Source organism: Pseudomonas sp. GM25, assembly GCF_000282255.1.
Taxonomy (GTDB): Bacteria; Pseudomonadota; Gammaproteobacteria; order Pseudomonadales; family Pseudomonadaceae; genus Aquipseudomonas; species Aquipseudomonas aphyarum.
Genome location: NZ_AKJQ01000033.1, coordinates 106,549 through 131,331 on the forward strand (window position 1 = coordinate 106,549; position 24,783 = coordinate 131,331).

Below are 24,783 nucleotides of genomic sequence, written 5' to 3' on the forward strand. Positions count from 1 at the left end.
TGTGGGAGCGAGCTTGCTCGCGAAGGGGCCCTCAGGATCACGAGTGATTCCGGCCCTTGATCCGTTTGCTCAAGAACTCGAAATATTCCTCGCGCATTTCCGCCGTCTCGTTGGCCAGGTGATGCCGTGCCTCGGCCAGCAACAGAATCTGCGGCCGGTCGAACTTCCATTTCATCACTTGCAGGTTGTGCTGCCAGTCCACGGTCATGTCCGCCTGGCCCTGAACGATCAGTGGCCGGCGCGGACTTTTCTTCGCGTATTCAACCCGGTTGATCCAGCGTGACAACGCCCCGACCCACGCGGTCGGCAAGCGTTTCGGCTGCAACGGATCGGCTTGCAGGAACGGCAGGAAATCCGGGTCGTTGGAGTTCTCGCTGAAACGTCGGGCGATGCCCCTGACAAAGGGCCGCAGCAGGTAATAACTGAACTGCGACCAGCCCCAGGCACGCGGACGCACCAACGGCGCCAGCAGAATCAGTTGCCCCTGCGCCGGGCTGTTTTCACCATGATTGAGCACGTGATCGACAATGATTGCGCCGCCGGTGCTTTGCCCGCACAGGTGCCACGGCTGCGGCAGGGCAATCGAGCGCGCCTCGGCGAACAGGCCTTGCAGCGCATCCTGATATTCCGAGAAATCGCGGATACTCGCCCGCTCGCCGCTGGACAGACCATGCCCCGGCAGATCGCAGGCAATCACCGCGAAGCCCTGATCCAGCGCCCACTCGATCACATGCCGGTACAGGCCGGTGTGATCATAAAAACCGTGCACCAGAAACAGCGTGGCCCTGGCCGTTTCCGCCGGCCACCAGCAATGGCTGACCAGTTGATAGCCATTGATGTCGAACCGGCCCATGCCACGCCAGACATCACGCTCCGGAAAGTCGGTCTTGTAGAACCGCTGATACGCCTTCGCCTCCTCGGACAACGGCTGCCACTCGGCCAGAGGCTTGAGGCTCGCACGCAGATGATCGGGATCGAAAGCAACAGACATGGGCAATTCCAGAACGGTAAACGGACTTTATCGGCCTGCGATATTCATCTGTCGCGGCAAGCATGGCAAGCTAGCGCGCCTCTGAGGATCGAAAACCATGCGTTCGCCCTACCGCACCGCACTGTTTGCCAGCCTGCTCGCCATCGTGTGTGCCGGCGTGCTGTGGGCCGCGTACGACTGGTTTCAGGGCCGCTACCTGCGCGCCTTCAGCGAACACACCGCGGTGTTTTCCGGTGACCCGTTGCGCCTGCCCGACGACCTCGCCGGCCCCGGCAACATCCGTCTGGTGCACTTCTGGGATCCCGCCTGCCCGTGCAACGTCGGCAACCAACAGCACCTGACCGAGATGGTCGAACAGTTCGGCCCCAAGGGCGTGGAGTTCTTTGCGGTGCAGAAGGCTGGCAGCCACGGCCAGTTGCCGGCAACCCTCAGCAATCTCAAAACCATCGCGGTCCTGCCCGGCTCCGAACAGATTCCCGCCAGCCCGGCCGTGGCGATCTGGGACCGCAGCGGCAGACTGGCGTACTTCGGCCCGTACAGCGAAGGCCTGACGTGCAACTCCAGCAACAGTTTTATCGAACCGATCCTGCAAGCGTTGAGTGATGATCGCCCGGTCAATGCGACTCATACGTTGGCGGTTGGGTGTTATTGCCCGTGGTTGAGTGGGGAGTGAGACTTTCGCCATACTCCAAAACTAAACTACTTTGAAACCAGGCTTGCTGTTGGCGCTCCGCCACGCCTTAACTTCTTTCACAATCGCTTCAGGGCAATCTTCCCTACCGTCTTTTGGATAGTAGATCAGATCCGATCCATCTGGATGTTCTGTTAAATTCTCAAACTCAAAAACGGCTTCAATTTGCTCCTTCTCAGTCGAATACGATGACTCATATATACCTTTAACGAACAACAAAAACTCTTTCTCAGTAAAACTAGAGATCAACCTATTTTTCATCTCACCACCCAAATCAAATAGTGCCCTTGCACTAAATATGCAAGAGCACGACCTCAACTAAAAATCACTATTCCTTAAAACCCGGCTTACCATTTGCCGCCCGCCATTTTTTTACTTCTTCAACGATCCCTGAAGGACTGTCCTCTCTATCATCTCTAGGGTAGTAAATCAGGTCCGCGCCATCTGGGTGCTCTGTTAAACGCCTAAATTCCAAAACCATCTTCACGTCATCCTCCTCCGTGCGCGCGCCGCTGTCACAGACTGAAATCACAAATTCTAAGAACTCTTGTTCTGTATAATCAGAAATTGACCTAACTCTCATCTCACCATCCCCTGCCATGAATATCTTTGTGACGCTTTGGCGTAACAACACTGATATTTTCTAAACCATACACACTGCCATCATTCGATATATATATTTTGTGATGAAGCTCAAACTTCCCTGTTTCGCCCGCCCACTCTTTTTCAGGTGCATAAGGGGACTTTCCTTTTTCCATCGCAGACAGACTCTGCTTTTTAAACTGAGCCGCCAACTCCGGATCCCCAGCCACCGCCTTCCAAAACGCCTCTCGAAACGCCCGAAAATTCCTGAACTCCCGCCCTCGTAACTGATCGGCAATCTGCGTCGGCACCGGCGCGCCTTCACCCTGCGATGCACTCCCGAGCCAGTTGCCCGATACCGCCTGCCCCACACCTGACGCGACGCCCGGATCCTCCCGCCGATCCCGAAACATCGTGTAGTTCGGCGGCAGCCCGGAGTCCTGCGGGAACACCAGCACATAGTCATCGAATCCAGCTTCGAAAACGCCCGGGAACGAATCGAGGCGTCCCTCTACCGGGACCACCGTCGAGCCAGTATAGGCAGGCACATCCGGCTGGCCGGCCGGTGAGGTCGTCGAGCTGTTTCCCGGATTGACGATCGGGGTCCACGTCAGGGTGCGTGGCGGAACATCGGTGGTGATCGCGGTGTAGACGTTGCGTTCGGCGTCGTAGGCAGCCGCCACCACCCTGACGGCCGACGGAATATTCCGCCCATCAGTCTTGACGACAAAAACCTCTGACTGCCCGTTCGCGTCGGTCTTTGAACTGACGCGGAAAGGCAGATCAACCGTCCCGCCAGCCGCCGCGATGGCGTGCAGATCGGGTGCGAAATCTGGTGCGAGGTCCGACAGCGGCGTGCTGAACGCGTAACGGTCAGGCAATTCGCCGTTGCCCAGTTTCGACGAGTAGACCAACGCTGAAACACCGACGACCGCGCCAGCCCCGACACTGGCCGCAAGGCTGCCTAACCCCGCGATGGCGCTGCGAACGGCCGCTTGCAGACTGGCCGAAGCGGCCTCGACAACCGCCACGGCTCCGGCTGATGTCATGAACAACGGCCCTGTAGCCGAAGCGGCACCTGGCGCGCGGAAGGTATGGGCGTTGCGAATGGCCTCTGCCGCTATGCGTGCTTGTTCCTCGGCAAGGCGCCTTGCCTCTGCTTCAGCGGCAATACGAGCCTGCTCCCGTATACGTGCCTGCTCATCGGCAACACGCCTGGCTTCAACCTGCGCGGCGATACGTGCCTGTTCCTGCAACTGCCGGGCTTCTTGCTCCCGGGCAACGCGTATCTGCTCCTGCAACCGCTCCGCCTCCTGGGCGCGGGCGATCAGACCGGCAAATGCGTCCGCCGCCGCTGCCATATGCCGGGCGTTTTCCGAATGCAGGAGTGACGCGTGATAGTCCTGCCAGCGCTTGCCCAGTTCGGTCGTGGCCTGCAAGTCCACCAGGTTCTTCAGCGCTTCGAGCTCAGGCTTGCTCAACGGGGCGTTGATCGCCGGATTGGCGATTGCATAAGGCCGGACGGCTGCCTGCTCGACAGCACGAATGCTGTCCGCTGCGATTTTATAATTGGTGAGTGTCTGGGAGAGACTGCCTCCGGTTGAGCCCGCTGCAGCGGCGATTTTTTCAACCAGAAAACCCGGCAGGAAGTGCAGGCGGATATTCGTTTCCAGATTCACCACGGATAGCCTTTCGGCAGAAAGAATCTGCTGGGCGTCCCTCGTGGTTGGCGTCGCGGCCTCAACCTGGGCTCTTCTTGTGGCCAACTCCGGAAGTTGATTGGCGATGATAGCCATCACCCACGAAAGGCGCCGGAGCTCCATTGCCGAGCGATAGGCCCTGTCGATCGCCGCATAAGCGACGGAAACATCCGGAACCGGCAATGCCAGACTGTCTCTTATCTTCTTGAAGGACAAATCCTTCATCAGGAAAAATGGATTATGTCCATACAGCGAGTAAGCGGTCTCGGTATGAGCCCGATACTCCAACAACTTTGAATGAATAACCTGAATAGTTACTTCTTGATCGGCCTTGACCTTCTGAGCCGCAGAAAGTCCAGCACTGGCTGCTTGCCTGGCCTGCTCTACTTCATTGTTTGATGCCGCGCCGATATTGCTGAATACTCCAGCGTACTCAAGATCAATATATGCCTGAGCATTCTGTTGCTCCTGCATCAAATCATTCCAGATAAATGGAGTTAACGGATCAAGTTTTCCAGACCCTTGACCTGTTCCTCTATGCGGTCCTTCATTCAAACCCCAACTTCCCGAGAAAAACCCACCCTGCCCCAATCGAGACGGAGCCCTGTCCCGAACCGGTATGGGGGCCAGTTCATATCTGCCTGGCCCGGTTTGTCTGTGAGGTCCAAGATAATTTTCAATATCACTCATACGACTTCTCCATGTCAGTTATTCCATGTATTGAATTCGCGAACTTTGTTTTCGCCCTCTGCTTTTTCTCGAGGTCTTTTATAGGCCCGCCCCGTTAAACGCAGCAACAACAAACTTGTAGTGCACTTCCCGAAAACCTGAAGGAAACTTCCTATTCAAGAAATACTGTGTTATGAAATCCCGGTTGTGATCCTCAAATAGATCAGCACCATCAATGCCTTCATATAAATAGAACGACAGGGAGCAGATTTTTCATGAAAAAAGGCCTGACCGTACTTGCGTTGCTGATCGTCATTTCCGCCATCGGGGTCGGCGGTTACCTCTACAGCAAGCAACCGACGCGTCAGGGCCAGGTGGAACTGCGCAACCTGCAAGGCTCGGTGACCGTGCGTTACGACGAGCGCGGTGTGCCGCACATCCGCGCCGAAAACGAGACCGACCTCTACCGCGCCCTCGGCTATGTGCACGCCCAGGATCGCCTGTTTCAGATGGAAGCCATGCGCCGTCTGGCCCGGGGCGAACTGGCCGAAGTGCTCGGGCCGAAACTGCTCGATACCGACAAGTTGTTCCGCAGCCTGCGCATTCGCGAGCGTGCCGCCAGTTACGTGGCCAGCCTCGACAAACAGTCACCGGCGTGGAAGGCCCTGCAAGCCTATCTGGACGGCATCAATCAATATCAGGACTCGCACGCCGCCCCTGTCGAGTTCGACGTGCTGGGCATCCCCAAGCGGCCGTTCACCGCCGAAGACAGCATCAGCGTCGCCGGCTACATGGCTTACAGCTTTGCCTCCGCGTTTCGCACCGAACCGCTGCTGACCTACGTGCGCGATCAACTGGGCGCCGACTACCTCAACGTCTTCGATCTCGACTGGCAGCCCAAGGGCGTGCTCGCCAAGGGCCACGCCGGCACCGCACCGGCCCTCGCCGCCGAAGACTGGAAAGACCTGAACACCCTCGCCCGCGTCAGCGAACAGGCGCTGATCGACAACGGTCTGCCGCAGTTCGAAGGCAGCAACGCCTGGGTGATCGCCGGCAGCCACAGCAAGAGCGCCAAGCCTTTGCTGGCGGGCGATCCGCACATCCGCTTCTCGGTGCCGTCGGTGTGGTACGAAGCGCAGTTGTCGGCGCCGGGGTTTGAACTGTACGGCCATCATCAGGCGCTGGTGCCGTTTGCGTTTCTCGGCCACAACCTGGATTTCGGCTGGAGCCTGACCATGTTCCAGAACGATGACCTCGACCTGATCGCCGAGAAGGTCAATCCGGATAACCCGGATCAGGTCTGGTATCGCGGCCAGTGGACCGACATGGTCAAGACCGAGCAGCAGATCGCGGTGAAAGGCCAGACGCCGGTGACCATCATCCTGCGCCAGTCGCCCCACGGGCCGATCGTCAACGACGCCCTCGGCAGCGCCGCCGGGAAAACCCCGATTGCGATGTGGTGGGCGTTCCTCGAAACGCCAAACCCGATCCTCGAAGGTTTCTACCAGCTCAACCGCGCCGACACCCTGGCCAAGGCTCGTGCCGCTGCCGCCAAGGTGCAGGCGCCGGGGCTGAACATCGTCTACGCCAACGCCAAGGGCGATATCGCCTGGTGGGCCTCGGCCCTGCTGCCCAAGCGGCCGGCCGGGGTGAAGCCCGGTTTCATTCTCGACGGCAGCGGCAATCAGACGGACAAGGACGGTTACTTCCCGTTCAGCGCCAACCCGCAGGAAGAGAACCCGGCGCGGGGCTATATCGTCTCGGCCAACTTCCAGCCCGTGTCGCCGACCGGCATGGAGATTCCCGGTTATTACAACCTCGCCGACCGTGGCCAGCAGCTCAACCGCCAGCTCGCCGACAAGAACGTGAAGTGGGACAACGAAGCCAACCAGAAGCTGCAACTGGGCACCACCACCGGTTATGGCCCGCGCCTGCTTTCGCCGTTACTGCCGGTATTGCGTGAAGTGGTGAGTGATCCTGCGCAGCTGAAACTGGTCGAGCAACTGGTTCAGTGGCAAGGCGACTATCCGCTGGACTCGGTCAGTGCGACGGTGTTCAACCAGTTCCTCTACGACCTCGCCGACGCGGCGATGCGCGATGAGCTGGGCAATGATTTCTTCGAAACCCTGCTGTCGACCCGGGTGATCGATGCAGCCCTGCCCCGGCTCGCGGCGAATGCCGATTCACCGTGGTGGGACAACCGCAGCACGCCGAACAAGGAGACCCGCGCCGACACCGTGCGCACCGCATGGCGGGCAAGCATGGCGCACTTGAAACAGACTCTCGGGGACGACGCTTCCGGCTGGCAATGGGGCAAGGCGCACACGCTGACCCATGGTCATCCGCTGGGTCAGCAGAAACCGCTGGACCGCATTTTCAACGTCGGCCCCTTCGCCGCACCGGGCTCCCATGAAGTGCCAAACAACCTCTCGGCGAAGATCGGCCCCGCGCCGTGGCCGGTGACGTACGGGCCGTCGACCCGGCGGCTGGTGGACTTCGCGGATCCGGCTCACAGCCTGACGATCAACCCTGTTGGCCAGAGCGGCGTGCCGTTCGACAGTCACTATGACGATCAGGCGGAAGCGTACGTCGACGGGATGTATGTGCAGGCGCATTTCAGTGAGGAAGAGGTTACGGCGAATACGCGGAGTACGCTGAAGCTGTTGCCGGCGCGAGCGGCTCAATAGGCGCCGCTCAAACCATCGCCGCAAAATTCAGCCGAAACTGCTGCGGCGTCACCCCCAGCCGCCGGTTGAACACGCTGCGCATATGTTGCGCATCACGAAACCCACACTGATACGCCACCGTCTTCAGCGGCGCCGTGGTGCTTTCGAGCATCACCCGCGCCGCATCCACCCGCGCCCGTTCGACGAACTCCGCCGGGGTGACTTTCGCTTCGCGAGCAAACACCCGAGAGAAATTTCGCGCACTCATGTTCGCCGCGTTCGCCAGGTCGGCGATGGTCAGGTCGCCCGTGAGATTGGCCAGCACATACAGCTGCACCATCGCCACCGCCGACGTCGGCTCGGCATGGGGCGTGAGGAACGGGCTGAACTGCGACTGCCCGCCCGAGCGCTGGGTGAACACCACCAGCCGCTTGGCCACGCTCAGCGCCACCTCGGCCCCGTGATCACGCGCCAGCAGGTACAGCGACAGATCGATCCCCGCCGTCACCCCCGCCGAGGTGTAGAGCTGGCCATCCTCAACGTACAACCGATCAGCCTCGACCCGGCTCGACGGGCACAACTGCGCCAGCGCCTCAGCGTCGTTCCAGTGGGTGGTGACCGTGCGCCCGTCCAGCAATCCTGCACGGGCGAGCATGAACGCGCCGTTGCAGATCGAGCCGAATCGCCGCGCCCGCCCACTGGCCCCGCGCAGCCAGGCATCGAACGTCTCGCCGAAATCCAGGAACGGCAACTGCGGCCCGCCCGCCACCAGCAGCAAGTCATAAGCCTCCTGCGCTTCGCTGAAATGTCGGTGAGCACTCAGGGTCAGCCCGTTGGAACACGCCATCGGCCCGCGCTCGACACCGATCACGTCGAGCCGGTAATGATCCTCCGGCGCCAGGAAGCGGTTGGCTTCGGCGAACACGTCCATCGGCCCGCTGACGTCCAGCGCCTGCACGCCGGGGAACACCACGATGGCGACGGTTCTGTTCATGGCGATGTCGGCTCCCGGGGAATGGCGGATCAGCGCCAACCCTAGCCAATCCTCGCCGCAGAAGCGAGCTGGCACGATTTGCAGGTGGAATGGCAAGGATCGCAGCCATGGATCGATTGTCCGGTTTTGCCCTCGGGAACAGACTTTCTCCATCAGCGCCGTGACGGCGTTTTCGACGAGGAAGCTCAACATGACCACGACCATCGCCGGTATCCAGATCCCCGACAGCGCCCTCGCCCGGGCCACCACCGAGTACATCCGTGACATCGAATCCGACCTGCTTTACCACCACTCGCGCCGGGTGTTTCTGTTCGGAGCCTTGAGCGGTGAGCGCCGGCAACTGGCCTACGATCCGGAGCTGCTGTACGTCGGCGCGATGTTTCACGACCTGGGTCTGGTCGAAGGTCACCGCAGTGATGACGAGCGCTTCGAAGTCGATGGCGCCAACGCAGCCGCCGCGTTTCTAAAACCGTACGGGTTGAGTGACGACGACATTGAGCAGGTCTGGTTGTCGATCGCCCTGCACACCACACCGGGCGTACCGAAGCATCTGCGTCCGACCGTGGCGCTGGTGACCGCAGGCGTCGAGATGGACGTGCTGGGCATGGACTACACGGCGTTCACCACGGTGCAGCGCGAGGCGGTGGTGCATGCGCATCCACGGGGCGAAGGTTTCAAGGAGTGCATCATCTGCGCGTTCGCCGATGGCTTGCGCCATCGTCCGCAGACCACGTTCGGCAATGTGAAGACCGATGTGCTGAAGGATCAGGCGCCGGGGTTCAAGCCGATGAACTTCGTCGAGGTGATTCGTCAGTCGCCCTGGGCTTCCTGACCGGCATAAAAAACCTCGCGACCGTTTTCGGTCGCGAGGTTTTTTGTGTCCGCAGACTTAAGCCGCTTCCGGCGTCGGCGCCCGGCGTACGTCCGGTTGCTTCCACGAGTCCGCAGCGCCCTCCTCGATGGCCTGCTGAATCGCTTTCTTGCGGGCTTCTTCGGCACGGCGGCTGAAGAACCAGACCAGGAAGGTCACCAGCGACACCGCCAGCAGAATCAGGCTGGCCACGGCGTTGATCTCGGGCTTCACGCCCAGACGCACGGCCGAGAACACTTCCATCGGCAGGGTCGTCGAACCCGGGCCGGAGACGAAGCTCGCCAATACCAGGTCGTCCAGCGACAGCGCGAACGACATCATGCCGCCCGCCGCCAGCGACGGCGCGATCATCGGGATGGTGATCAGGAAGAACACCTTCCACGGACGCGCGCCGAGGTCCATCGCCGCTTCTTCGATCGACAGGTCCAGCTCACGCAGACGCGCCGACACCACCACCGCCACATACGCCGCACAGAACGTGGTGTGAGCGATCCAGATGGTGACGATGCCGCGCTCCTGCGGCCAGCCGATCATCTGCGCCATGGCCACGAACAGCAGCAACAGCGACAGACCGGTAATCACCTCAGGCATTACCAGCGGCGCGGTGACCAGGCCACCGAACAGCGTGCGCCCCTTGAAGCGGGTGATGCGGGTCAGCACGAAGGCTGCCAGCGTACCCAGCGCCACGGCGGCAATCGCGGTGTAGCAGGCGATTTCCAGCGAGCGCACCACCGAGCCCATCAGTTGCGAGTTGTCGAGCAGGCCGACATACCACTTCACCGACCAGCCGCCCCACACCGTTACCAGTTTCGAGGCGTTGAACGAGTAGATCACCAGGATCAGCATCGGCAGGTAGATGAACAACAGGCCGAGTACCAGCATCAGGCTGGAGAAACGGAAGCGCTTCATTCTTTACCCTCCATTTCCTTGGCCTGACTGCGGTTGAACAGGATGATCGGCACGATCAGGATCGCCAGCATCACCACCGCCAGGGCTGACGCCACCGGCCAGTCACGGTTGTTGAAGAACTCTTGCCAGAGCACTTTACCGATCATCAGGGTTTCCGGACCGCCGAGCAGTTCCGGGATCACGAACTCGCCCACCACCGGGATGAACACCAGCATGCAGCCGGCGATGATGCCGTTCTTGGACAGCGGTACGGTGATTTTCCAGAAGCTGTTGAAGGTGCTCGAACCCAGGTCGGAAGCGGCCTCCAGCAGGCTGGTGTCGTGCTTCACCAGGTTGGCGTACAGCGGCAGGATCATGAACGGCAGGTACGAGTAGACGACGCCGATGTACACCGCGAGGTTGGTGTTGAGGATCTGCAGCGGCTCGTCGATCAGGCCCATGCTCATCAGGAAACCGTTGAGCAGGCCGTTGTTGCTGAGGATGCCCATCCACGCATACACGCGGATCAGGATCGCGGTCCAGGTCGGCATCATGATCAGCAGCACCAGCACCGTCTGCATCTCTTTACGGGCACTGGCGATGGCGTAGGCCATCGGGTAACCGATCAACAGGCACAGCAGCGTGCTGAAAAACGCCATCTTCAGCGAGCCGAGGTACGCGGCGATGTACAGCTCGTCGTCGCCGAGCATCGCGTAGTTGCCCAGATTCAGCAGCAGTTGCAGCTTCTGCTCGGCGTAGGTGTAGATCTCGGTGTACGGCGGGATGGCCACGTCCGCTTCGGCGAAGCTGATCTTCAGGACGATGAAGAACGGCAGCATGAAGAACAGGAACAGCCAGATGAACGGGACCCCGATGACCAGCTGACGGCCACCGGGAATTATTCGATTGAGCCGGCGTTTGAATTTGCGCATGTTCATGAGCGAAGTACCACGCCGCTGTCGTCTTCCCACCACACGTAGACCTGATCGCCCCAGGTCGGACGTGCGCCGCGGCGTTCGGCGTTGGCCACGAACGACTGCACCAGCTTGCCGCTCGGCAATTCGACGTAGAACACCGAGTGGCCGCCGAGGTAGGCGATGTCATGCACCTTGCCGCTCGACCAGTTGTATTCGCAGGTCGGCTGGTCGGCGGTGACCAGCAGTTTTTCCGGACGGATCGCGTAGGTCACGGACTTGTCCTGCACCGAGGTGCTGATGCCGTGGCCGACGTAGATCTGCCGGTCGAGGTCCTTGCAGGTAATGGTCGCGTGACCTTCGGCGTCGTCGATCACTTCGCCTTCGAAGATGTTCACGTTACCGATGAATTCGCAGACCAGACGGCTGGTCGGGGTTTCGTAGATGTCGATCGGGCTGCCGATCTGGGCAATCCAGCCCAGGTGCATGATCGCGATGCGCTCGGCCATGGTCATGGCCTCTTCCTGGTCGTGGGTCACCATCACGCAGGTCACACCCACGCGCTCGATGATTTCCACCAGTTCCAGCTGCATCTGCGAACGCAGTTTCTTGTCCAGTGCGCCCATCGGCTCGTCGAGCAGCAGCAGTTTCGGCCGCTTGGCCAGCGAACGCGCCAGTGCCACACGCTGACGCTGGCCGCCGGACAGTTGATGCGGCTTGCGCTTGGCGTACTGGCTCATCTGCACCAGCTTGAGCATCTCGGCCACGCGGGCGTCGATCTCGGCCTTGGGAATCTTGTCCTGTTGCAGGCCGAACGCGATGTTCTGCGCCACGGTCATGTGCGGGAACAGGGCGTAGGACTGGAACATCATGTTGATCGGTCGCTCGTACGGCGGCATGTCGGTGATGTCGACGCCGTCGAGGAAAATGCGCCCCTCCGTGGGCCGTTCGAACCCTGCCAGCATCCGCAGCAGAGTGGATTTGCCCGATCCCGAACCGCCGAGCAGGGCGAAGATCTCGCCCTTCTTGATTTCCAGGGACACATCGTCCACGGCAACCGTCTCGTCGAACTTCTTCGTGACCCGGTCGATTTTGACCAGCACCTGTTTCGGTGTCTGGTCGCCCTCGAGGGCTTTCTTATAGGCGCCGGAGGCAACTGCCATTTACAAAACTCCCAGAAAAAAAGAGTGCAGTTCGCCCACGCAAGACGAACCCAGGATAGTTTGTACGTTGAAGCTATTTACCCGACTTGACCTTGGTCCAGCTGCGGGTCATCAAACGCTGAATGTTCGGCGGCAACTCGATCGACACGTAGGTCTTGTCGAGCACGGCCTGCGGTGGATAAACCGACTCGTCGGTGCGGATGGACTGCTCCATCAGCTTGTCCGAACCCGGGTTGGGGTTGGCGTAACCGACGTAATCACTGACCTGGGCGATCACCTCAGGTTTCAGCAAATAGTTGATGAAGGCGTGGGCCTCTTTGACGTTGGCCGAATCCTTCGGAATCGCCAGCATGTCGAACCAGAGTGCGCCGCCTTCTTTCGGGATCGAGTAGGCGATGTTCACGCCTTTCTTGGCTTCTTCGGCACGGTTCTTCGCCTGGAAGATGTCGCCGGAGAAACCGATGGCCACGCAGATGTCGCCGTTGGCCAGATCACCGATGTATTTCGAGGAGTGGAAGTAGGTCACGTAAGGACGCACCGCCAGCAGTTTGGCCGTGGCCTTCTCGTAATCCTTGGGATCGGTGCTGTTGGCGTTCAGGCCCATGTAGTTGAGCACGGTCGGCATCATTTCATCGGCCGAATCGAGGAACGCCACGCCGCAGCTGTGCAGCTTCTTGATGTTCTCCGGCTCGAACAGCACGCTCCAGGAGTCGATCTTGTCGACGCCGAGCACGGCCTTCACTTTATCGACGTTGTAGCCGATGCCGTTGGTGCCCCACAGATACGGTACGGCGTACAGGTTGCCCGGATCGTTCTGTTCCAGGCGCTTGAGCAGCACCGGATCGAGATTGGAATAGTTCGGCAGCTGCGCCTTGTCGAGCTTCTGGAACGCGCCCGCCTTGATCTGCTTGCCGAGGAAGTGGTTCGACGGCACGACCACGTCGTAACCGGTACGCCCGGCGAGCAGTTTGCCTTCCAGGGTTTCGTTGGAGTCGAACACGTCGTAGACCGGTTTGATCCCGGTGTCTTTCTGGAAATCGGCCAGAGTGGTCTCGCCGATGTAATCCGACCAGTTATAAATATGCACAGTACCGGCAGCTTGGGCACCGACAGCGAACGTCAGGCCGGCAGCGGCCAGCAGGGCATTGCGCAAAGAAGAAAAAATAGGCAAGTGGAGGTCCTCTGATTTAGTTGGGCCCAAGTTGCCCCGTGCTGCATGACAGTCACGGTTGCCCGGCAACAAAACCGGCGCGCAACTTACCTTCGAAAAACCGTTCCAGCAAAACTTTCTGTCATTTAATTGCACCGCTGACCGCCCGGGTGAAGGCGACGGCCAGCGGTGACTGCTTCAAACCGGCTTATTTACCGGATTTGATCTTGGTCCAGCTGCGAGTGATCAGGCGCAGGGTGGCTGCGTCCAGATCGCTGATCGCATAGAGCTGCTTCTTCACTTCAGCCGAAGGGTAGATGCTCGGATCGCTGGTGATTTCCTTGTCCACCAGCGGCGTGGCCGCCTTGTTGCCGTTCGGGAAACGCACGGCGTTGGTGATTTCGGCCATCACTTTCGGCTCGAGCAGGTAGTTCATGAACTTGTAGGCGGCTTCGACGTTTTCGGCATCCTTTGGAATGGCGACCATGTCGTAGAAAGTACCGGCACCTTCTTTCGGAATGGTGTAGGCCAGTTTGACCTTGTCACCGGCTTCCTTGGCGCGGGTCTTGGATTGTTCCAGGTCACCCGAGTAACCGACCGCCACGCAGATGTTGCCGTTGGCCAGGTCCGAGATGTACTTCGAGGAATGGAAGTAGGCAACCGAAGGACGCACTTTGAGGAACAGGTCCTCGGCGGCTTTCAGGTCAGCCTTGTCTTTGCTGTTGGTCGGTTTGCCCAGGTAGTGCAAAGCCGCCGGAATCATTTCGGTCGGCGCGTCGAGGAAGCTTACGCCGCAGCTTTTCAGCTTCTCGATGTTTTCAGGCTTGAACACGATGTCCCAGGAATCGATCTTGTCGACGCCCAGCGCGGCCTTGACCTTCTCCGGGTTGTAGCCGATGCCGATCGAACCCCACATGTACGGGAACGCGTGCTTGTTGCCCGGGTCGCTGGCGTCGCCAACGGCCTTGAGCAGGTCTTCGTCGAGGTTCTTCCAGTTTGTCAGCTTGGACTTGTCCAATTCCTGATAAACGCCGGCCTTGATCTGCTTGGCCAGGAAGTTGTTGGAAGGCACCACGATGTCGTAACCGGATTTGCCGGCCAGCAGCTTCGCTTCCAGGGTTTCGTTGCTGTCGAAAACGTCATAGACGACCTTGATGCCCGTCTCTTTTTCGAAATTGGCAACCGTGTCCGGCGCGATGTAGTCGGACCAGTTGTAAACGTGCAACACCTTGTCGTCCGCCTGAACCGCACCCGTCATCACGCCCATCAGGGACATGGCGAGCAGAGTCTTGCCAGCGAGCTTTTTGCCTAATGCCTTCATGCGTTAATGCTCCAAATTTTTCTTTTTTGAACCACTTTGTTCAGCGGCCGAACCCGGACAACTGGAACCGCGGCTAGTCTGGCAAGATCCGAGGCGGTCTTTCAAGAAAAGACCAGCCTTTCTGACAGCTCCGAGCGACAGCGCAACAGCTCCATCGCTCAGAGCCTAGCACTTAGCCCTGCAACGCACTCAGGGTCAGGTCCAGGCACTTGCGTGCCTTTGTCACCAGCTCGTCGATCTCCGCCTTGCTGATCACCAGCGGCGGCGCAATGATCATGGTGTCGCCCACGGCACGCATGATCAGCCCGTTGTCGAAGCAGAACTGGCGGCAGATCATGCCCACACCCTTGCCTTCGTAACGCTTGCGAGTGGCCTTGTCCTGCACCAGCTCGATGGCCCCCAGCAGACCGACTCCGCGCACTTCACCCACCAACGGGTGATCGTTCAGTTCGCGCAGACGTTTCTGCAAATACGGTGCCGTTTCTTCATGGGCGCGATCGATGATTTTCTCTTCGCGCAGAATCCGGATGTTTTCCAGACCCACCGCTGCCGCCACCGGGTGACCGGAGTAGGTGAAGCCGTGGTTGAAATCGCCGCCCTCGTTGAGCACCGCCACCACTTCGTCGCGCACGATCAGGCCACCCATCGGGATGTAGCCGGACGTCAGGCCTTTGGCGATGGTCATCATGTGTGGCTTGAGGTCGTAGAAATCGCTGCCGAACCATTGGCCGGTACGGCCGAAACCACAGATCACTTCATCGGCCACGAACAGGATGTCGTACTTGGCGAGGATTTCCTTGATGCGCGGCCAGTAGGTGTCTGGCGGAATGATCACGCCGCCGGCGCCCTGGATCGGCTCGGCAATAAAGGCACCGACGTTGTCCACGCCGACTTCCAGAATCTTTTCTTCCAGCTGATTGGCCGCCCAGATCCCGAACTCTTCCGGGGTCATGTCGCCGCCTTCGGCGAACCAGTACGGCTGGGCGATGTGGACGATGCCCGGAATCGGCAAATCGCCCTGTTCGTGCATGTAAGTCATGCCGCCCAGGCTCGCGCCGGCCACGGTGGAACCGTGGTAGCCGTTCTTGCGGCTGATGATGACTTTCTTGTTCGGCTGGCCCTTGATCGCCCAGTAGTGGCGAACCATGCGCAGCATGGTGTCGTTGCCTTCGGAGCCGGAACCGGTGAAGAACACGTGATTCATGCCTTGCGGCGCCACGTCGGCGATCGCCTTGGCCAGTTCCAGCGCCGGCGGGTGCGCGGTCTGGAAGAACAGGTTGTAGTAAGGCAGCTCGCGCATTTGTTTGGCGGCCGCATCGGCCAGCTCATCGCGTCCATAACCGATCGCCACACACCACAGACCCGCCATGCCATCGAGGATCTTGTTGCCCTCGCTGTCCCACAGGTACACGCCCTTGGCGTTGGTGATGATCCGTGGACCCTTTTCTTTCAGCTGCTTGAAGTCGCTGAACGGGGCCAGGTGGTGATCGCTGCTGAGGGCTTGCCACTCACGGGTTTGCGGGTTGTTGCTGGTCATGCCAATTCTCCTTGTTATCGGTGAAGGCGCGGCGGCTGGCCACCGCGCCCGGCGTATCAGACGGCGAAGAGCAGGTACTCACGCTCCCAGGAACTGATCACGCGCTTGAAGTTTTCATGCTCGGCCCGCTTGACCGCGACGTAGCCGGTGATGAAGGTCTTGCCCAGGTATTTCTCGATGGTCGCGCTGTTTTCCATGCGCTCCAGGGCGTCCTCGATGGTCAGCGGCAGGCGCAGGTTGCGGCGCTCGTAACCACGGCCCACGACCGGCGCGCTCGGGTTGATGCCTTCGACCATGCCGATGTAGCCGCAGAGCAGGCTCGCGGCAATCGCCAGGTACGGGTTGGCGTCGGCGCCCGGCAGGCGGTTTTCCACCCGGCGGTTCTGCGGGCCGGCATCCGGGACGCGCAGGCCCACGGTGCGGTTTTCTTCGCCCCACTCCACGTTTACCGGTGCCGAGGTGTCCGGCAGGAAGCGGCGGAACGAGTTGACGTTCGGTGCGAACAGCGGCAGCAATTCCGGGATCAGTTTCTGCAGGCCACCGATGTGGTGCAGGAACAGTTGGCTCATGGTCCCGTCTTCATTCGAGAACACGTTCTTGCCGGTCTCGATGTCGATGATGCTCTGGTGCAAGTGCATCGCACTGCCCGGCTCACCGGTCATCGGCTTGGCCATGAAGGTCGCGGCCACGTTGTGCTTGAGGGCGGCCTCACGCATGGTGCGTTTGAACACCAGGATCTGGTCGGCCAGCGACAGGGCATCGCCGTGACGGAAGTTGATTTCCATCTGCGCCGTGCCGTCCTCGTGGATCAGCGTGTCGAGGTCCAGCTCCTGCAATTCGCACCAGTCGTAGACGTCTTCGAACAGCGGATCGAATTCGTTCGCCGCTTCGATGGAGAACGACTGACGACCGATCTCCGGACGCCCGGAACGGCCAACCGGCGGTTGCAGCGGATAGTCGGGGTCGTCGCTGCGCTTGGTCAGGTAGAACTCCATTTCCGGCGCCACGATCGGCTGCCAGCCCTTGTCGGCATAGAGTTTCAGGACTTTCTTGAGGACGTTGCGCGGCGACAGCTCGATCGGGTTGCCTTGCTTGTCGTAGGTGTCGTGGATCACCTGGGCGGTCGGCTCGATGGCCCATGGCACCAGGTACACGGCGTTCTGGTCGGGACGGCAGATCATGTCGATGTCGGCCGGGTCGAGCAGTTCGTAATAGATGTCGTCTTCGACGTAGTCGCCGGTCACGGTCTGCAACAGAACGCTTTCTGGCAGACGCATGCCTTTTTCGGCGATGAACTTGTTGGTCGGCGAGATCTTGCCCCGGGTAATACCGGTCAAGTCGCCGATCATGCATTCGACTTCTGTGATCTTGTGGTCTTTCAACCAATCGGTGAGCTGGTCGAGGTTGTTACTCATAAATGCCTCTGGGCTGAGTCTCCTGACACATGTCAGGCAAGTTTGACGCACCAGGCGTCGCGTTAAAGGGCCTTGCTTGCGCGCAGTGCCGGCTTACGCCCGGCACCGCGCATAGACAATGAAGGAGGAGCTTACCTGCCCTTTACGCTGGCGTTGCATTTCCTGTGCACATCCCGGGCGTGCAGAATCACGGGCACGGCGACGAACGCGGTGCAGGCCGGGAGCGGGAAAGAGATCTATATTGAAAGGAGAACCGCTAAAGAGGATGCCCTCGCACACGTCCAGAATATCGGACGCTGCCGCTCGATCTGCCATGGGCAGGAAGATCGCTGGCACGTTGCAGGCCTTGCTGGCCGCGCTGCGGACGGACGTGTCGCCACTGATGTGATAAGCATGCAGACCGGACTGCAAAGAGCAGTCGGTGACGCCGATTAACGGCAGGCGAGACATGAAGCACCCCGGTATTATTGCTGTTATGGGTTTGATCCGAGCTTAGCCTTGTTCATTTTTTTACACAACACCCCCGTAAAAAATACAACACGGCCTGCTCAAGCCTGCGGGTGGCGCGTCCTTCACGGATAAAAAAATGCCCCAAAGTGCCCCATAAATGCCCTCGTGGCGCTTTTTCAGGGCAGAAAAGGCCTCGCTTGACTTCGGCAGGCCGTTCGGGTTGACTGAAACCAGAAAAGATCAATGATTGATATTTTTAACAACAAAGGTGTTGCATCATGTCGGTACCCCCGCGTGCCGTTCAGCTTAACGAAGCGAACGCGTTCCTTAAGGAACATCCTGAGGTTCTGTACGTTGACCTTCTGATTGCGGATATGAATGGTGTGGTGCGCGGCAAGCGCATCGAACGCACCAGCCTCCACAAGGTTTACGAGAAAGGCATCAACCTGCCGGCCTCTCTATTTGCTCTGGATATCAATGGTTCGACGGTGGAAAGCACCGGCCTGGGCCTGGACATCGGCGACGCCGACCGTATCTGTTATCCAATCCCCGATACTCTGTGCAACGAGCCATGGCAGAAGCGCCCGACCGCGCAACTGTTGATGACCATGCACGAACTCGAAGGTGACCCTTTCTTCGCCGACCCGCGCGAAGTGCTCCGTCAAGTTGTTGCAAAGTTTGACGAGCTCGGCCTGACCATCTGCGCCGCGTTCGAACTCGAGTTCTACCTGATCGACCAGGAAAACGTGAACGGCCGCCCTCAGCCGCCACGCTCGCCGATCTCCGGCAAACGCCCGCATTCGACCCAGGTTTACCTGATCGACGACCTCGACGAATACGTCGACTGCCTCCAGGACATTCTGGAAGGCGCCAAAGAGCAAGGCATCCCGGCCGACGCCATCGTCAAGGAAAGTGCCCCGGCGCAGTTCGAAGTGAACCTGCACCACGTCGCCGACCCGATCAAGGCGTGCGATTACGCAGTCCTGCTCAAGCGTCTGATCAAGAACATCGCCTACGACCATGAAATGGACACCACCTTCATGGCCAAGCCGTACCCGGGCCAGGCAGGCAACGGTCTGCACGTCCACATTTCGGTTCTCGACAAAGAAGGCAAAAACATTTTTGCCAGCGAGGATCCCGAGCAGAACGCCGCGCTGCGTCACGCGATCGGCGGTGTGCTCGAGACCCTGCCCGCGCAGATGGCTTTCCTCTGCCCGAACGTCAACTCCTACCGTCGTTTCGGCGCACAGTTCTACGTGCCGAACTCGCCGAGCTGGGGCCTGGACAACCGCACCGTGGCCCTGCGCGTACCGACCGGCTCCGCCGACGCGGTCCGTCTGGAACACCGCGTGGCCGGCGCCGACGCCAACCCGTACCTGCTGATGGCATCGGTGCTGGCGGGCGTGCACCACGGTCTGGTCAACAAGATCGAACCGGGCGCTCCGGTCGAAGGCAACAGCTACGAGCAGAACGAGCAGAGCCTGCCGAACAACTTGCGCGATGCCCTGCGCGAGCTGGACGACAGCGAGGTGATGGCCAAGTACATCGATCCGAAATACATCGATATCTTCGTCGCCTGTAAAGAGAGCGAGCTGGAGGAGTTCGAACACTCCATCTCCGACCTCGAGTACAACTGGTACCTGCACACCGTTTAAGCGGATTGCAGCAAAGGAAAACGCCGTTGGCTTCTCAGCCCGCGGCGTTTTTTTATTGGCCTCTGTGGCAGAGATTCAAGCTCTGCGTACAATGCCCGCTGCCCCGCAGGAGACTTTCATGACGCGTCCCGCCCCCGTCCGCAAACCCCGTGCCCGCAGTCAGGCGCGGATCGATTCGATACTCGACGCCGCGCGCACGCTGCTGGCCGCCGAGGGCGTGGCGAGCCTGTCGATCTACAGCGTGGCCGAGCGCGCGCAGATTCCGCCCTCCTCGGTCTACCACTTCTTCGCCAGTGTCCCGGCGCTGCTCGAAGCCCTGACGGCCGATGTGCACGCAGCCTTCCGCGCCTGCCTGCAAGCGCCGATCGATCACGATGCCCTGCGCGACTGGCGCGACCTGTCGCGGCTGGTCGAAGAGCGGATGCTGGAAATCTACGGCGAGGATGCCGCCGCCCGCCAGCTGATCCTCGCGCAGCACGGCCTCACCGAAGTCACTCAGGCCGACCGCCAGCACGACCTCGAACTCGGCGACCTGATGCACAAGCTGTTCGACCATCATTTCGAACTGCCGCGACTGCCGGATGACGTCGACGTATTCGCGCTGGCCATGGAGCTGGGCGACCGCGTCTACGCCCGTTCGGTGCAGCAGCACGGACAGATCACCCCGCGCATGGCCGAGGAAGGGATGCGGGTGTTCGATGCCTATATCGGACTTTATCTGCCGCCCTATCTACCCAAGCGCTGAGACATGATCGTTCCCACGCTCTGCGTGGGAATGCAGCCCGTGACGCTCCGCGTCACTGGACGCGGAGCGTCCCCAGAGGCATTCCCACGCGGAGCGTGGGAACGATCAACATCAGCGATCAACAAAAAACCCCGAAGGGCTCACACCCTTCGGGGTTGTTTTTGTCCCACGCCCTTACAACTTGGCGATGGACACCTCGGTGGACTTCACGAAGGCGATCACTTCGCTGCCGACCTCCAGTTCCAGCTCCTTGACCGAACGGGTGGTGATCACCGACGTGACGATGCCGGAAGCGGTCTGCACGTCGATTTCCGACAGCACGTCGCCGAGAACGATCTCCTTGATCGCGCCTTTGAACTGGTTGCGTACGTTGATGGCTTTGATAGTCATGGCATTGATTCCTGTCGTTTGCTTGAGTTATTGAGCCCAACGCAGTTGCGTAGGCAAGGGTGAAACGGGCTCCGGCGCCGGCGGCTCGCCGGGCAGGGACAAAACACGGTTAAGCACTTCGGTTTCCAGCGCGGCCAGGCGATGGGAGCCACGCACCCGAGGGCGCGGCAGTTCCACTTGCAGGTCGAGGCCGACTTCACCGTCCTCGATCAGAATCACCCGGTCGGCAATCGCCACCGCTTCGCTGACGTCGTGGGTCACCAGCAACACGGTGAAACCATGCTGTTGCCAGAGACGTTCGATCAGTTGCTGCATCTCGATCCGGGTCAGCGCATCCAGTGCGCCCAGCGGCTCGTCGAGCAGCAACAGACGCGGTTGATGAATCAGCGCCCGGGCCAGCGCCACACGCTGCTTCTGCCCGCCGGACAATGCCGCCGGCCATTCATTGGCGCGATCGGCGAGGCCGACTGCATCCAGCGCCTGCAAGGCTTGCGGACGCCAGTTGCCCTTGAGGCCGAGCCCGACGTTGTCGATGATCTTTTTCCACGGCAGCAGCCGTGCTTCCTGGAACATCAACCGGGTGTCATCCCGCGCATCGCTGAGCGGTGCGGCACCGGCCAGCAGATCGCCGCCGGTGGGTTGGTCGAGACCGGCGAGCAAGCGCAGCAACGTGCTTTTGCCGCATCCGCTGCGCCCGACCACAGCGACGAATTGCCCCGCCGGAATGTGCAGATCGATACCGCGCAGCACTTGCCGCGAGCCGAAGGTCTTTTGCAGGTTGCGCACCGCCAGCGGAATCCCGCGCAGCAGGCGTGGAGGTTGTTGAGCGGTCATGCCGCACCTCCTTTCGCCACTTGATACGCCGGATGCCAGCGCAGCCACACACGCTCAAGTCCACGGGCCGCGAGGTCGGCCAGCTTGCCGAGCACCGCGTACATCAGAATCGCCAGCACCACCACGTCGGTCTGCAAAAACTCGCGGGCATTCATCGCCAGGTAACCGATGCCGGAGCTGGCAGAGATGGTTTCCGCCACGATCAGCGTCAACCACATAAAGCCCAAAGCGAAGCGCACGCCGACCAGAATCGAGGGCAGCGCGCCCGGCAGAATCACCTGCCAGAACAGGCTGAAACCGGACAGGCCGTAACTGCGGGCCATTTCCACCAGCGCCGGATCGACGTTGCGGATGCCGTGATACGTGTTGAGGTAGATCGGGAACAACGTGCCCAATGCCACCAGGAAAATCTTCGCCGACTCATCGATGCCGAACCACAGGATCACCAGCGGAATCAGCGCCAGATGCGGCACGTTGCGGATCATCTGCACCGAGCTGTCGAGCAGGCGTTCGCCCCACTTCGACAGGCCGGTGATGAAGCCCAGCACCAGACCGATGCTGCCACCGATGGTGAAGCCCAGCGCGGCGCGCCAGCCGCTGATTGCCAGGTGCGTCCAGATTTCGCCGCTGCGCACCAGGCTCACACCGGCTTCGATCACCGCCACCGGCGCCGGCAGAATCCGTGTCGACAGCCAACCGGCCGACACCGACAACTGCCACACCGCCAGCAACAACACCGGCAAGGCCCAGGGCGCGAGGCTGTGGATAAATTTCTTCATGGCGGCGCCTCAGCTCTGGGACGCGGCTTTGGGAAGAATGTCGTTGGCCACCATCTCGCCGAACGGGCTGACGTAACCGGCGCTTTTCGGCAATTCCGGACGCTCGACGTCGAGGTGCGGGAACAGCAACTCGGCCACCCGATACGACTCTTCGAGGTGTGGATAACCGGAGAAGATGAAGGTATCGATGCCCAGATCCGCGTATTCCTTTACGCGCGCCGCCACGGTCGGGCCGTCCCCGACCAGCGCCGTACCGGCACCGCCGCGCACCAGACCGACGCCGGCCCACAGGTTCGGGCTGACTTCGAGGTTGTCGCGGCTGCCGCCGTGCAGCGCGGCCATGCGTTGCTGGCCGACCGAATCGAAGCGCGCCAGCGAAGCCTGGGCACGTTTGATGGTGTCGTCGTCCAGATGCGAGATCAGGCGATCTGCCGCTTGCCAGGCTTCGGCGTTGGTTTCCCGCACGATCACATGCAGACGAATGCCGAAGCGCACGGTGCGGCCGAGCTTGGCGGCTTTGGCACGCACCTGTTCGATCTTCTCGGCAACGGCTGCGGGCGGCTCGCCCCAGGTCAGAACCATTTCCACTTGTTCGGCGGCCAGATCCTGCGCCGCTTCCGACGAGCCACCAAAGTACAGCGGCGGACGTGGCTGCTGGATCGGCGGATAGAGCAATTTGGCGCCCTTCACGCTGATGTGCTCGCCGTCGTAATCCACGGTTTCGCCTTCCAGCACCCGGCTCCAGATCCGGGTGAATTCCACCGAGGCCTGATAGCGCGCTTCGTGATCGAGGAACAGACCGTCGCCGGCCAACTCTTCCGGATCGCCACCGGTCACCAGGTTGAACAGCGCACGACCGCCAGACAGACGATCCAGCGTTGCTGCCTGACGCGCTGCCACCGTCGGGGAAATGATCCCGGGGCGCAGGGCGACCAGAAACTTCAGACGCTGGGTCACCGGGATCAGCGATGCCGCCACCAGCCACGAGTCCTCGCAGGAGCGGCCGGTGGGAATCAGCACGCCGCCGAAACCCAGTCGATCCGCCGCTTGCGCGACCTGTTGCAGATAGCCGTGGTCGACGGCGCGGGCGCCTTCGGCGGTGCCAAGGTAATGGCCGTCGCCGTGGGTTGGCAGGAACCAGAAGATGTTGAGGCTCATGGAGTGGTCTCCTTGGGGATTCGATTTACTGGGCTTGGGTGACCGAGCTTTGGGCCACAGCGGCCGGTGGGGTCCAGATCACGTCCTTGATGCTCAACGGCTTGGGAATCAGCTTGAGCTGGTAGAAGGTGTCGGCGATTTTCTGTTGCGCGGCGACCACTTCCGGGGTCAGGAACAGCGCGCCGTAGCCCTGGCGTTTCACCGAGGTCAGGGTGATGTCTGCCGGCAGGCCGAGCAGCGGCGACACCTGTTGGGTCACGTCTTCCGGGTTGGCCTTGGACCACTCGCCGACGGCGCGCACTTCTTCCACGAGGGTCTTGATCACCTCGGGATTTTTCTGTGCGTAGGGTTTGGTCGCCAGGTAGAACTGGTGGTTGTCGACGATGCCTTTGCCGTCACGCAGGGTGTGCGCTTGCAGTTGTTTCTCGGCGGCGGCCTGGTACGGGTCCCAGATGACCCAGGCGTCGACGCTGCCACGTTCGAACGCGGCGCGGGCATCGGCCGGCGGCAGGAATACGGTTTGAATGTCGGTGTATTTGAGGCCGGCGTCTTCCAGCGCACGCACCAGCAGGTAGTGAACGTTGGAGCCTTTGTTCAGGGCGACTTTCTTGCCCTTGAGATCCGCCACCGATTTGATCGGAGAATCTTTCGGCACGAGGATCGCTTCGCTGTTCGGCGCTGGTGGCTCGTAAGCCACGTAGAGCAGATCGGCACCGGCGGCCTGGGCGAAGACCGGCGGGGTTTCGCCGGTGACACCGAAGTCGATCGAGCCGACGTTCAGGCCTTCCAGCAGTTGCGGGCCGCCGGGGAATTCAGTCCATTGCACGTCGACGCCTTGGGCGGCGAGACGCTTTTCCAGAGTGCCCTTGGCTTTGAGCAGCACCAGCGTGCCGTATTTCTGATAACCGATACGCAGGGTTTCGGCTTGAGCTTGAGTGATGGCGCCGAAGGACACAGCCGCAGCAAACAGAGCGACCAGACCACGACGCAAAAATACAGTGCGCATAGCGCTCTCCTTTTTGCTGTTGGGTTTTGGCTGCACCTGCTTGGCCGTTGGCGGCTGAGTAAGGTGAGTACTTCAAGTTTCGGTGTGGCTCAAATGCTCCAGCGAGCACTCAACAAACGTTCGTTCAACAACCCCGGCTCCAGCGGCTTGGGCCGAAGAGCGTCGTGTAGGGAAAGAGTGTAGATCTCGGTGGTCGCCGTATCATTAAAAAAAA

General features: G+C 60.5%; 23 protein-coding genes. 5 read left to right on the forward strand and 18 right to left on the reverse strand.

Annotation, left to right across the window (positions count from 1 at the left end; translation table 11 throughout):
- Window positions 1–37: 37 nt before the first annotated feature.
- Window positions 38–991 (reverse strand): alpha/beta hydrolase, encoded by a 954-nt coding sequence (locus PMI24_RS10205; protein ID WP_007953497.1) that lies wholly within the window; start codon window positions 989–991, stop codon window positions 38–40.
- Between the two features lie 97 nt (window positions 992–1,088).
- Here PMI24_RS10205 and PMI24_RS10210 point away from each other — a divergent pair, with 97 nt between their 5' ends.
- Window positions 1,089–1,664: a DUF6436 domain-containing protein gene (locus PMI24_RS10210; RefSeq protein ID WP_007953498.1), complete on the forward strand. Its 576-nt coding sequence runs from the start codon at window positions 1,089–1,091 to the stop codon at window positions 1,662–1,664.
- 21 nt (window positions 1,665–1,685) lie between these two features.
- Here PMI24_RS10210 and PMI24_RS28785 read toward each other — a convergent pair whose 3' ends face one another.
- From PMI24_RS28785 to PMI24_RS10220, 3 genes are all read right to left on the reverse strand, one after another.
- Window positions 1,686–1,943, reverse strand: a complete 258-nt coding sequence (locus tag PMI24_RS28785) for a bacteriocin immunity protein (protein WP_081493562.1) — start codon at window positions 1,941–1,943, stop codon at window positions 1,686–1,688.
- A gap of 67 nt (window positions 1,944–2,010) precedes the next feature.
- Window positions 2,011–2,283: a bacteriocin immunity protein gene (locus PMI24_RS10215; protein ID WP_443200793.1), complete on the reverse strand. Its 273-nt coding sequence runs from the start codon at window positions 2,281–2,283 to the stop codon at window positions 2,011–2,013.
- Window positions 2,267–4,654 carry an S-type pyocin domain-containing protein gene (locus PMI24_RS10220; protein ID WP_045121711.1) on the reverse strand — a complete coding sequence of 796 codons (2,388 nt, stop codon included), beginning with the start codon at window positions 4,652–4,654 and terminating at the stop codon, window positions 2,267–2,269. The genes PMI24_RS10215 and PMI24_RS10220 overlap by 17 nt, the downstream gene beginning before the upstream one ends.
- Before the next feature lie 254 nt (window positions 4,655–4,908).
- On the opposite strand from PMI24_RS10220, the gene PMI24_RS10225 reads away from it, so the two are divergent.
- Window positions 4,909–7,320: a penicillin acylase family protein gene (locus PMI24_RS10225; RefSeq protein WP_007953500.1), complete on the forward strand. Its 2,412-nt coding sequence runs from the start codon at window positions 4,909–4,911 to the stop codon at window positions 7,318–7,320.
- A 7-nt stretch (window positions 7,321–7,327) separates the two neighbouring features.
- On the opposite strand, the gene PMI24_RS10230 is transcribed toward PMI24_RS10225, so the two are convergent.
- Complete coding sequence (locus PMI24_RS10230; RefSeq protein WP_007953501.1) at window positions 7,328–8,293, reverse strand: GlxA family transcriptional regulator; 966 nt, start codon at window positions 8,291–8,293, stop codon at window positions 7,328–7,330.
- A 190-nt stretch (window positions 8,294–8,483) separates the two neighbouring features.
- Between PMI24_RS10230 and PMI24_RS10235 the strand changes: the two genes are divergently transcribed.
- Complete coding sequence (locus PMI24_RS10235; protein WP_007953502.1) at window positions 8,484–9,125, forward strand: HD domain-containing protein; 642 nt, start codon at window positions 8,484–8,486, stop codon at window positions 9,123–9,125.
- Window positions 9,126–9,182: 57 nt separating this feature from the next.
- Here the strand turns inward: PMI24_RS10235 and PMI24_RS10240 are convergent, their stop codons facing one another.
- The 8 genes from PMI24_RS10240 to PMI24_RS29215 form a co-directional block, all read right to left on the reverse strand.
- Window positions 9,183–10,073, reverse strand: coding sequence for an ABC transporter permease subunit (locus PMI24_RS10240; RefSeq protein WP_007953503.1), 891 nt, complete (start codon window positions 10,071–10,073; stop codon window positions 9,183–9,185).
- Window positions 10,070–10,951, reverse strand: coding sequence for an ABC transporter permease subunit (locus tag PMI24_RS10245; protein WP_238553816.1), 882 nt, complete (start codon window positions 10,949–10,951; stop codon window positions 10,070–10,072). Before PMI24_RS10245 ends, PMI24_RS10240 begins: the two co-directional genes overlap by 4 nt.
- 35 nt (window positions 10,952–10,986) lie before the next feature.
- Complete coding sequence (locus PMI24_RS10250; RefSeq protein WP_007953506.1) at window positions 10,987–12,129, reverse strand: ABC transporter ATP-binding protein; 1,143 nt, start codon at window positions 12,127–12,129, stop codon at window positions 10,987–10,989.
- 73 nt (window positions 12,130–12,202) lie between these two features.
- Complete coding sequence (locus PMI24_RS10255) at window positions 12,203–13,300, reverse strand: polyamine ABC transporter substrate-binding protein (RefSeq protein WP_007953509.1); 1,098 nt, start codon at window positions 13,298–13,300, stop codon at window positions 12,203–12,205.
- A 187-nt stretch (window positions 13,301–13,487) separates the two neighbouring features.
- On the reverse strand, window positions 13,488–14,600 hold the full coding sequence (locus PMI24_RS10260; RefSeq protein WP_007953510.1) for a polyamine ABC transporter substrate-binding protein: 1,113 nt from the start codon (window positions 14,598–14,600) through the stop codon (window positions 13,488–13,490).
- Between the two features lie 172 nt (window positions 14,601–14,772).
- On the reverse strand, window positions 14,773–16,137 hold the full coding sequence (locus PMI24_RS10265; protein ID WP_007953512.1) for an aspartate aminotransferase family protein: 1,365 nt from the start codon (window positions 16,135–16,137) through the stop codon (window positions 14,773–14,775).
- Between the two features lie 56 nt (window positions 16,138–16,193).
- Entirely contained in the window at window positions 16,194–17,552 is a 1,359-nt protein-coding gene (locus tag PMI24_RS10270; protein ID WP_007953514.1) for a glutamine synthetase family protein, read from the reverse strand.
- Between the two features lie 93 nt (window positions 17,553–17,645).
- Window positions 17,646–18,002: a gamma-glutamyl-gamma-aminobutyrate hydrolase family protein gene (locus tag PMI24_RS29215; protein ID WP_157222934.1), complete on the reverse strand. Its 357-nt coding sequence runs from the start codon at window positions 18,000–18,002 to the stop codon at window positions 17,646–17,648.
- Window positions 18,003–18,280: 278 nt separating this feature from the next.
- On the opposite strand from PMI24_RS29215, the gene PMI24_RS10280 reads away from it, so the two are divergent.
- Together PMI24_RS10280 and PMI24_RS10285 are read left to right on the forward strand one after the other, a co-directional pair.
- Window positions 18,281–19,657 carry a glutamine synthetase family protein gene (locus PMI24_RS10280; protein WP_007953516.1) on the forward strand — a complete coding sequence of 459 codons (1,377 nt, stop codon included), beginning with the start codon at window positions 18,281–18,283 and terminating at the stop codon, window positions 19,655–19,657.
- Window positions 19,658–19,775: 118 nt separating this feature from the next.
- Window positions 19,776–20,402: a TetR/AcrR family transcriptional regulator gene (locus PMI24_RS10285; protein ID WP_007953517.1), complete on the forward strand. Its 627-nt coding sequence runs from the start codon at window positions 19,776–19,778 to the stop codon at window positions 20,400–20,402.
- 174 nt (window positions 20,403–20,576) lie between these two features.
- Here the strand turns inward: PMI24_RS10285 and PMI24_RS10290 are convergent, their stop codons facing one another.
- The 5 genes from PMI24_RS10290 to PMI24_RS10310 are packed head-to-tail and all read right to left on the reverse strand — an operon-like array spanning window position 20,577 to window position 24,569.
- Window positions 20,577–20,792, reverse strand: coding sequence for a TOBE domain-containing protein (locus tag PMI24_RS10290; RefSeq protein WP_007953520.1), 216 nt, complete (start codon window positions 20,790–20,792; stop codon window positions 20,577–20,579).
- Between the two features lie 27 nt (window positions 20,793–20,819).
- Complete coding sequence (ssuB, locus tag PMI24_RS10295) at window positions 20,820–21,626, reverse strand: aliphatic sulfonates ABC transporter ATP-binding protein (RefSeq protein WP_007953522.1); 807 nt, start codon at window positions 21,624–21,626, stop codon at window positions 20,820–20,822.
- Window positions 21,623–22,405, reverse strand: a complete 783-nt coding sequence (gene ssuC, locus PMI24_RS10300; RefSeq protein WP_007953525.1) for an aliphatic sulfonate ABC transporter permease SsuC — start codon at window positions 22,403–22,405, stop codon at window positions 21,623–21,625. The genes ssuB and ssuC overlap by 4 nt, the downstream gene beginning before the upstream one ends.
- A 9-nt stretch (window positions 22,406–22,414) precedes the next feature.
- Entirely contained in the window at window positions 22,415–23,563 is a 1,149-nt protein-coding gene (gene ssuD, locus PMI24_RS10305; protein WP_007953527.1) for an FMNH2-dependent alkanesulfonate monooxygenase, read from the reverse strand.
- Between the two features lie 25 nt (window positions 23,564–23,588).
- Entirely contained in the window at window positions 23,589–24,569 is a 981-nt protein-coding gene (locus PMI24_RS10310; RefSeq protein WP_007953529.1) for a sulfonate ABC transporter substrate-binding protein, read from the reverse strand.
- Between the last annotated feature and the right edge of the window lie 214 nt (window positions 24,570–24,783).

Coding starts and splice junctions, on each gene's coding strand:
- PMI24_RS10210 (WP_007953498.1), top strand. CDS start 1,089: ATGCGTTCGCCCTACCGCACCGCACTGTTTGCCAGCCTGCTCGCCATC.
- PMI24_RS10250 (WP_007953506.1), bottom strand. CDS start 12,129: ATGGCAGTTGCCTCCGGCGCCTATAAGAAAGCCCTCGAGGGCGACCAG.
- PMI24_RS28785 (WP_081493562.1), bottom strand. CDS start 1,943: ATGAAAAATAGGTTGATCTCTAGTTTTACTGAGAAAGAGTTTTTGTTG.
- PMI24_RS10265 (WP_007953512.1), bottom strand. CDS start 16,137: ATGACCAGCAACAACCCGCAAACCCGTGAGTGGCAAGCCCTCAGCAGC.
- PMI24_RS10220 (WP_045121711.1), bottom strand. CDS start 4,654: ATGAGTGATATTGAAAATTATCTTGGACCTCACAGACAAACCGGGCCA.
- PMI24_RS10230 (WP_007953501.1), bottom strand. CDS start 8,293: ATGAACAGAACCGTCGCCATCGTGGTGTTCCCCGGCGTGCAGGCGCTG.
- ssuB (WP_007953522.1), bottom strand. CDS start 21,626: ATGACCGCTCAACAACCTCCACGCCTGCTGCGCGGGATTCCGCTGGCG.
- PMI24_RS10260 (WP_007953510.1), bottom strand. CDS start 14,600: ATGAAGGCATTAGGCAAAAAGCTCGCTGGCAAGACTCTGCTCGCCATG.
- PMI24_RS10205 (WP_007953497.1), bottom strand. CDS start 991: ATGTCTGTTGCTTTCGATCCCGATCATCTGCGTGCGAGCCTCAAGCCT.
- PMI24_RS10280 (WP_007953516.1), top strand. CDS start 18,281: ATGTCGGTACCCCCGCGTGCCGTTCAGCTTAACGAAGCGAACGCGTTC.
- PMI24_RS10290 (WP_007953520.1), bottom strand. CDS start 20,792: ATGACTATCAAAGCCATCAACGTACGCAACCAGTTCAAAGGCGCGATC.
- PMI24_RS10310 (WP_007953529.1), bottom strand. CDS start 24,569: ATGCGCACTGTATTTTTGCGTCGTGGTCTGGTCGCTCTGTTTGCTGCG.
- PMI24_RS10215 (WP_443200793.1), bottom strand. CDS start 2,283: ATGGCAGGGGATGGTGAGATGAGAGTTAGGTCAATTTCTGATTATACA.
- PMI24_RS10235 (WP_007953502.1), top strand. CDS start 8,484: ATGACCACGACCATCGCCGGTATCCAGATCCCCGACAGCGCCCTCGCC.
- PMI24_RS29215 (WP_157222934.1), bottom strand. CDS start 18,002: ATGTCTCGCCTGCCGTTAATCGGCGTCACCGACTGCTCTTTGCAGTCC.
- PMI24_RS10285 (WP_007953517.1), top strand. CDS start 19,776: ATGACGCGTCCCGCCCCCGTCCGCAAACCCCGTGCCCGCAGTCAGGCG.
- ssuD (WP_007953527.1), bottom strand. CDS start 23,563: ATGAGCCTCAACATCTTCTGGTTCCTGCCAACCCACGGCGACGGCCAT.
- PMI24_RS10270 (WP_007953514.1), bottom strand. CDS start 17,552: ATGAGTAACAACCTCGACCAGCTCACCGATTGGTTGAAAGACCACAAG.
- PMI24_RS10240 (WP_007953503.1), bottom strand. CDS start 10,073: ATGAAGCGCTTCCGTTTCTCCAGCCTGATGCTGGTACTCGGCCTGTTG.
- ssuC (WP_007953525.1), bottom strand. CDS start 22,405: ATGAAGAAATTTATCCACAGCCTCGCGCCCTGGGCCTTGCCGGTGTTG.
- PMI24_RS10225 (WP_007953500.1), top strand. CDS start 4,909: ATGAAAAAAGGCCTGACCGTACTTGCGTTGCTGATCGTCATTTCCGCC.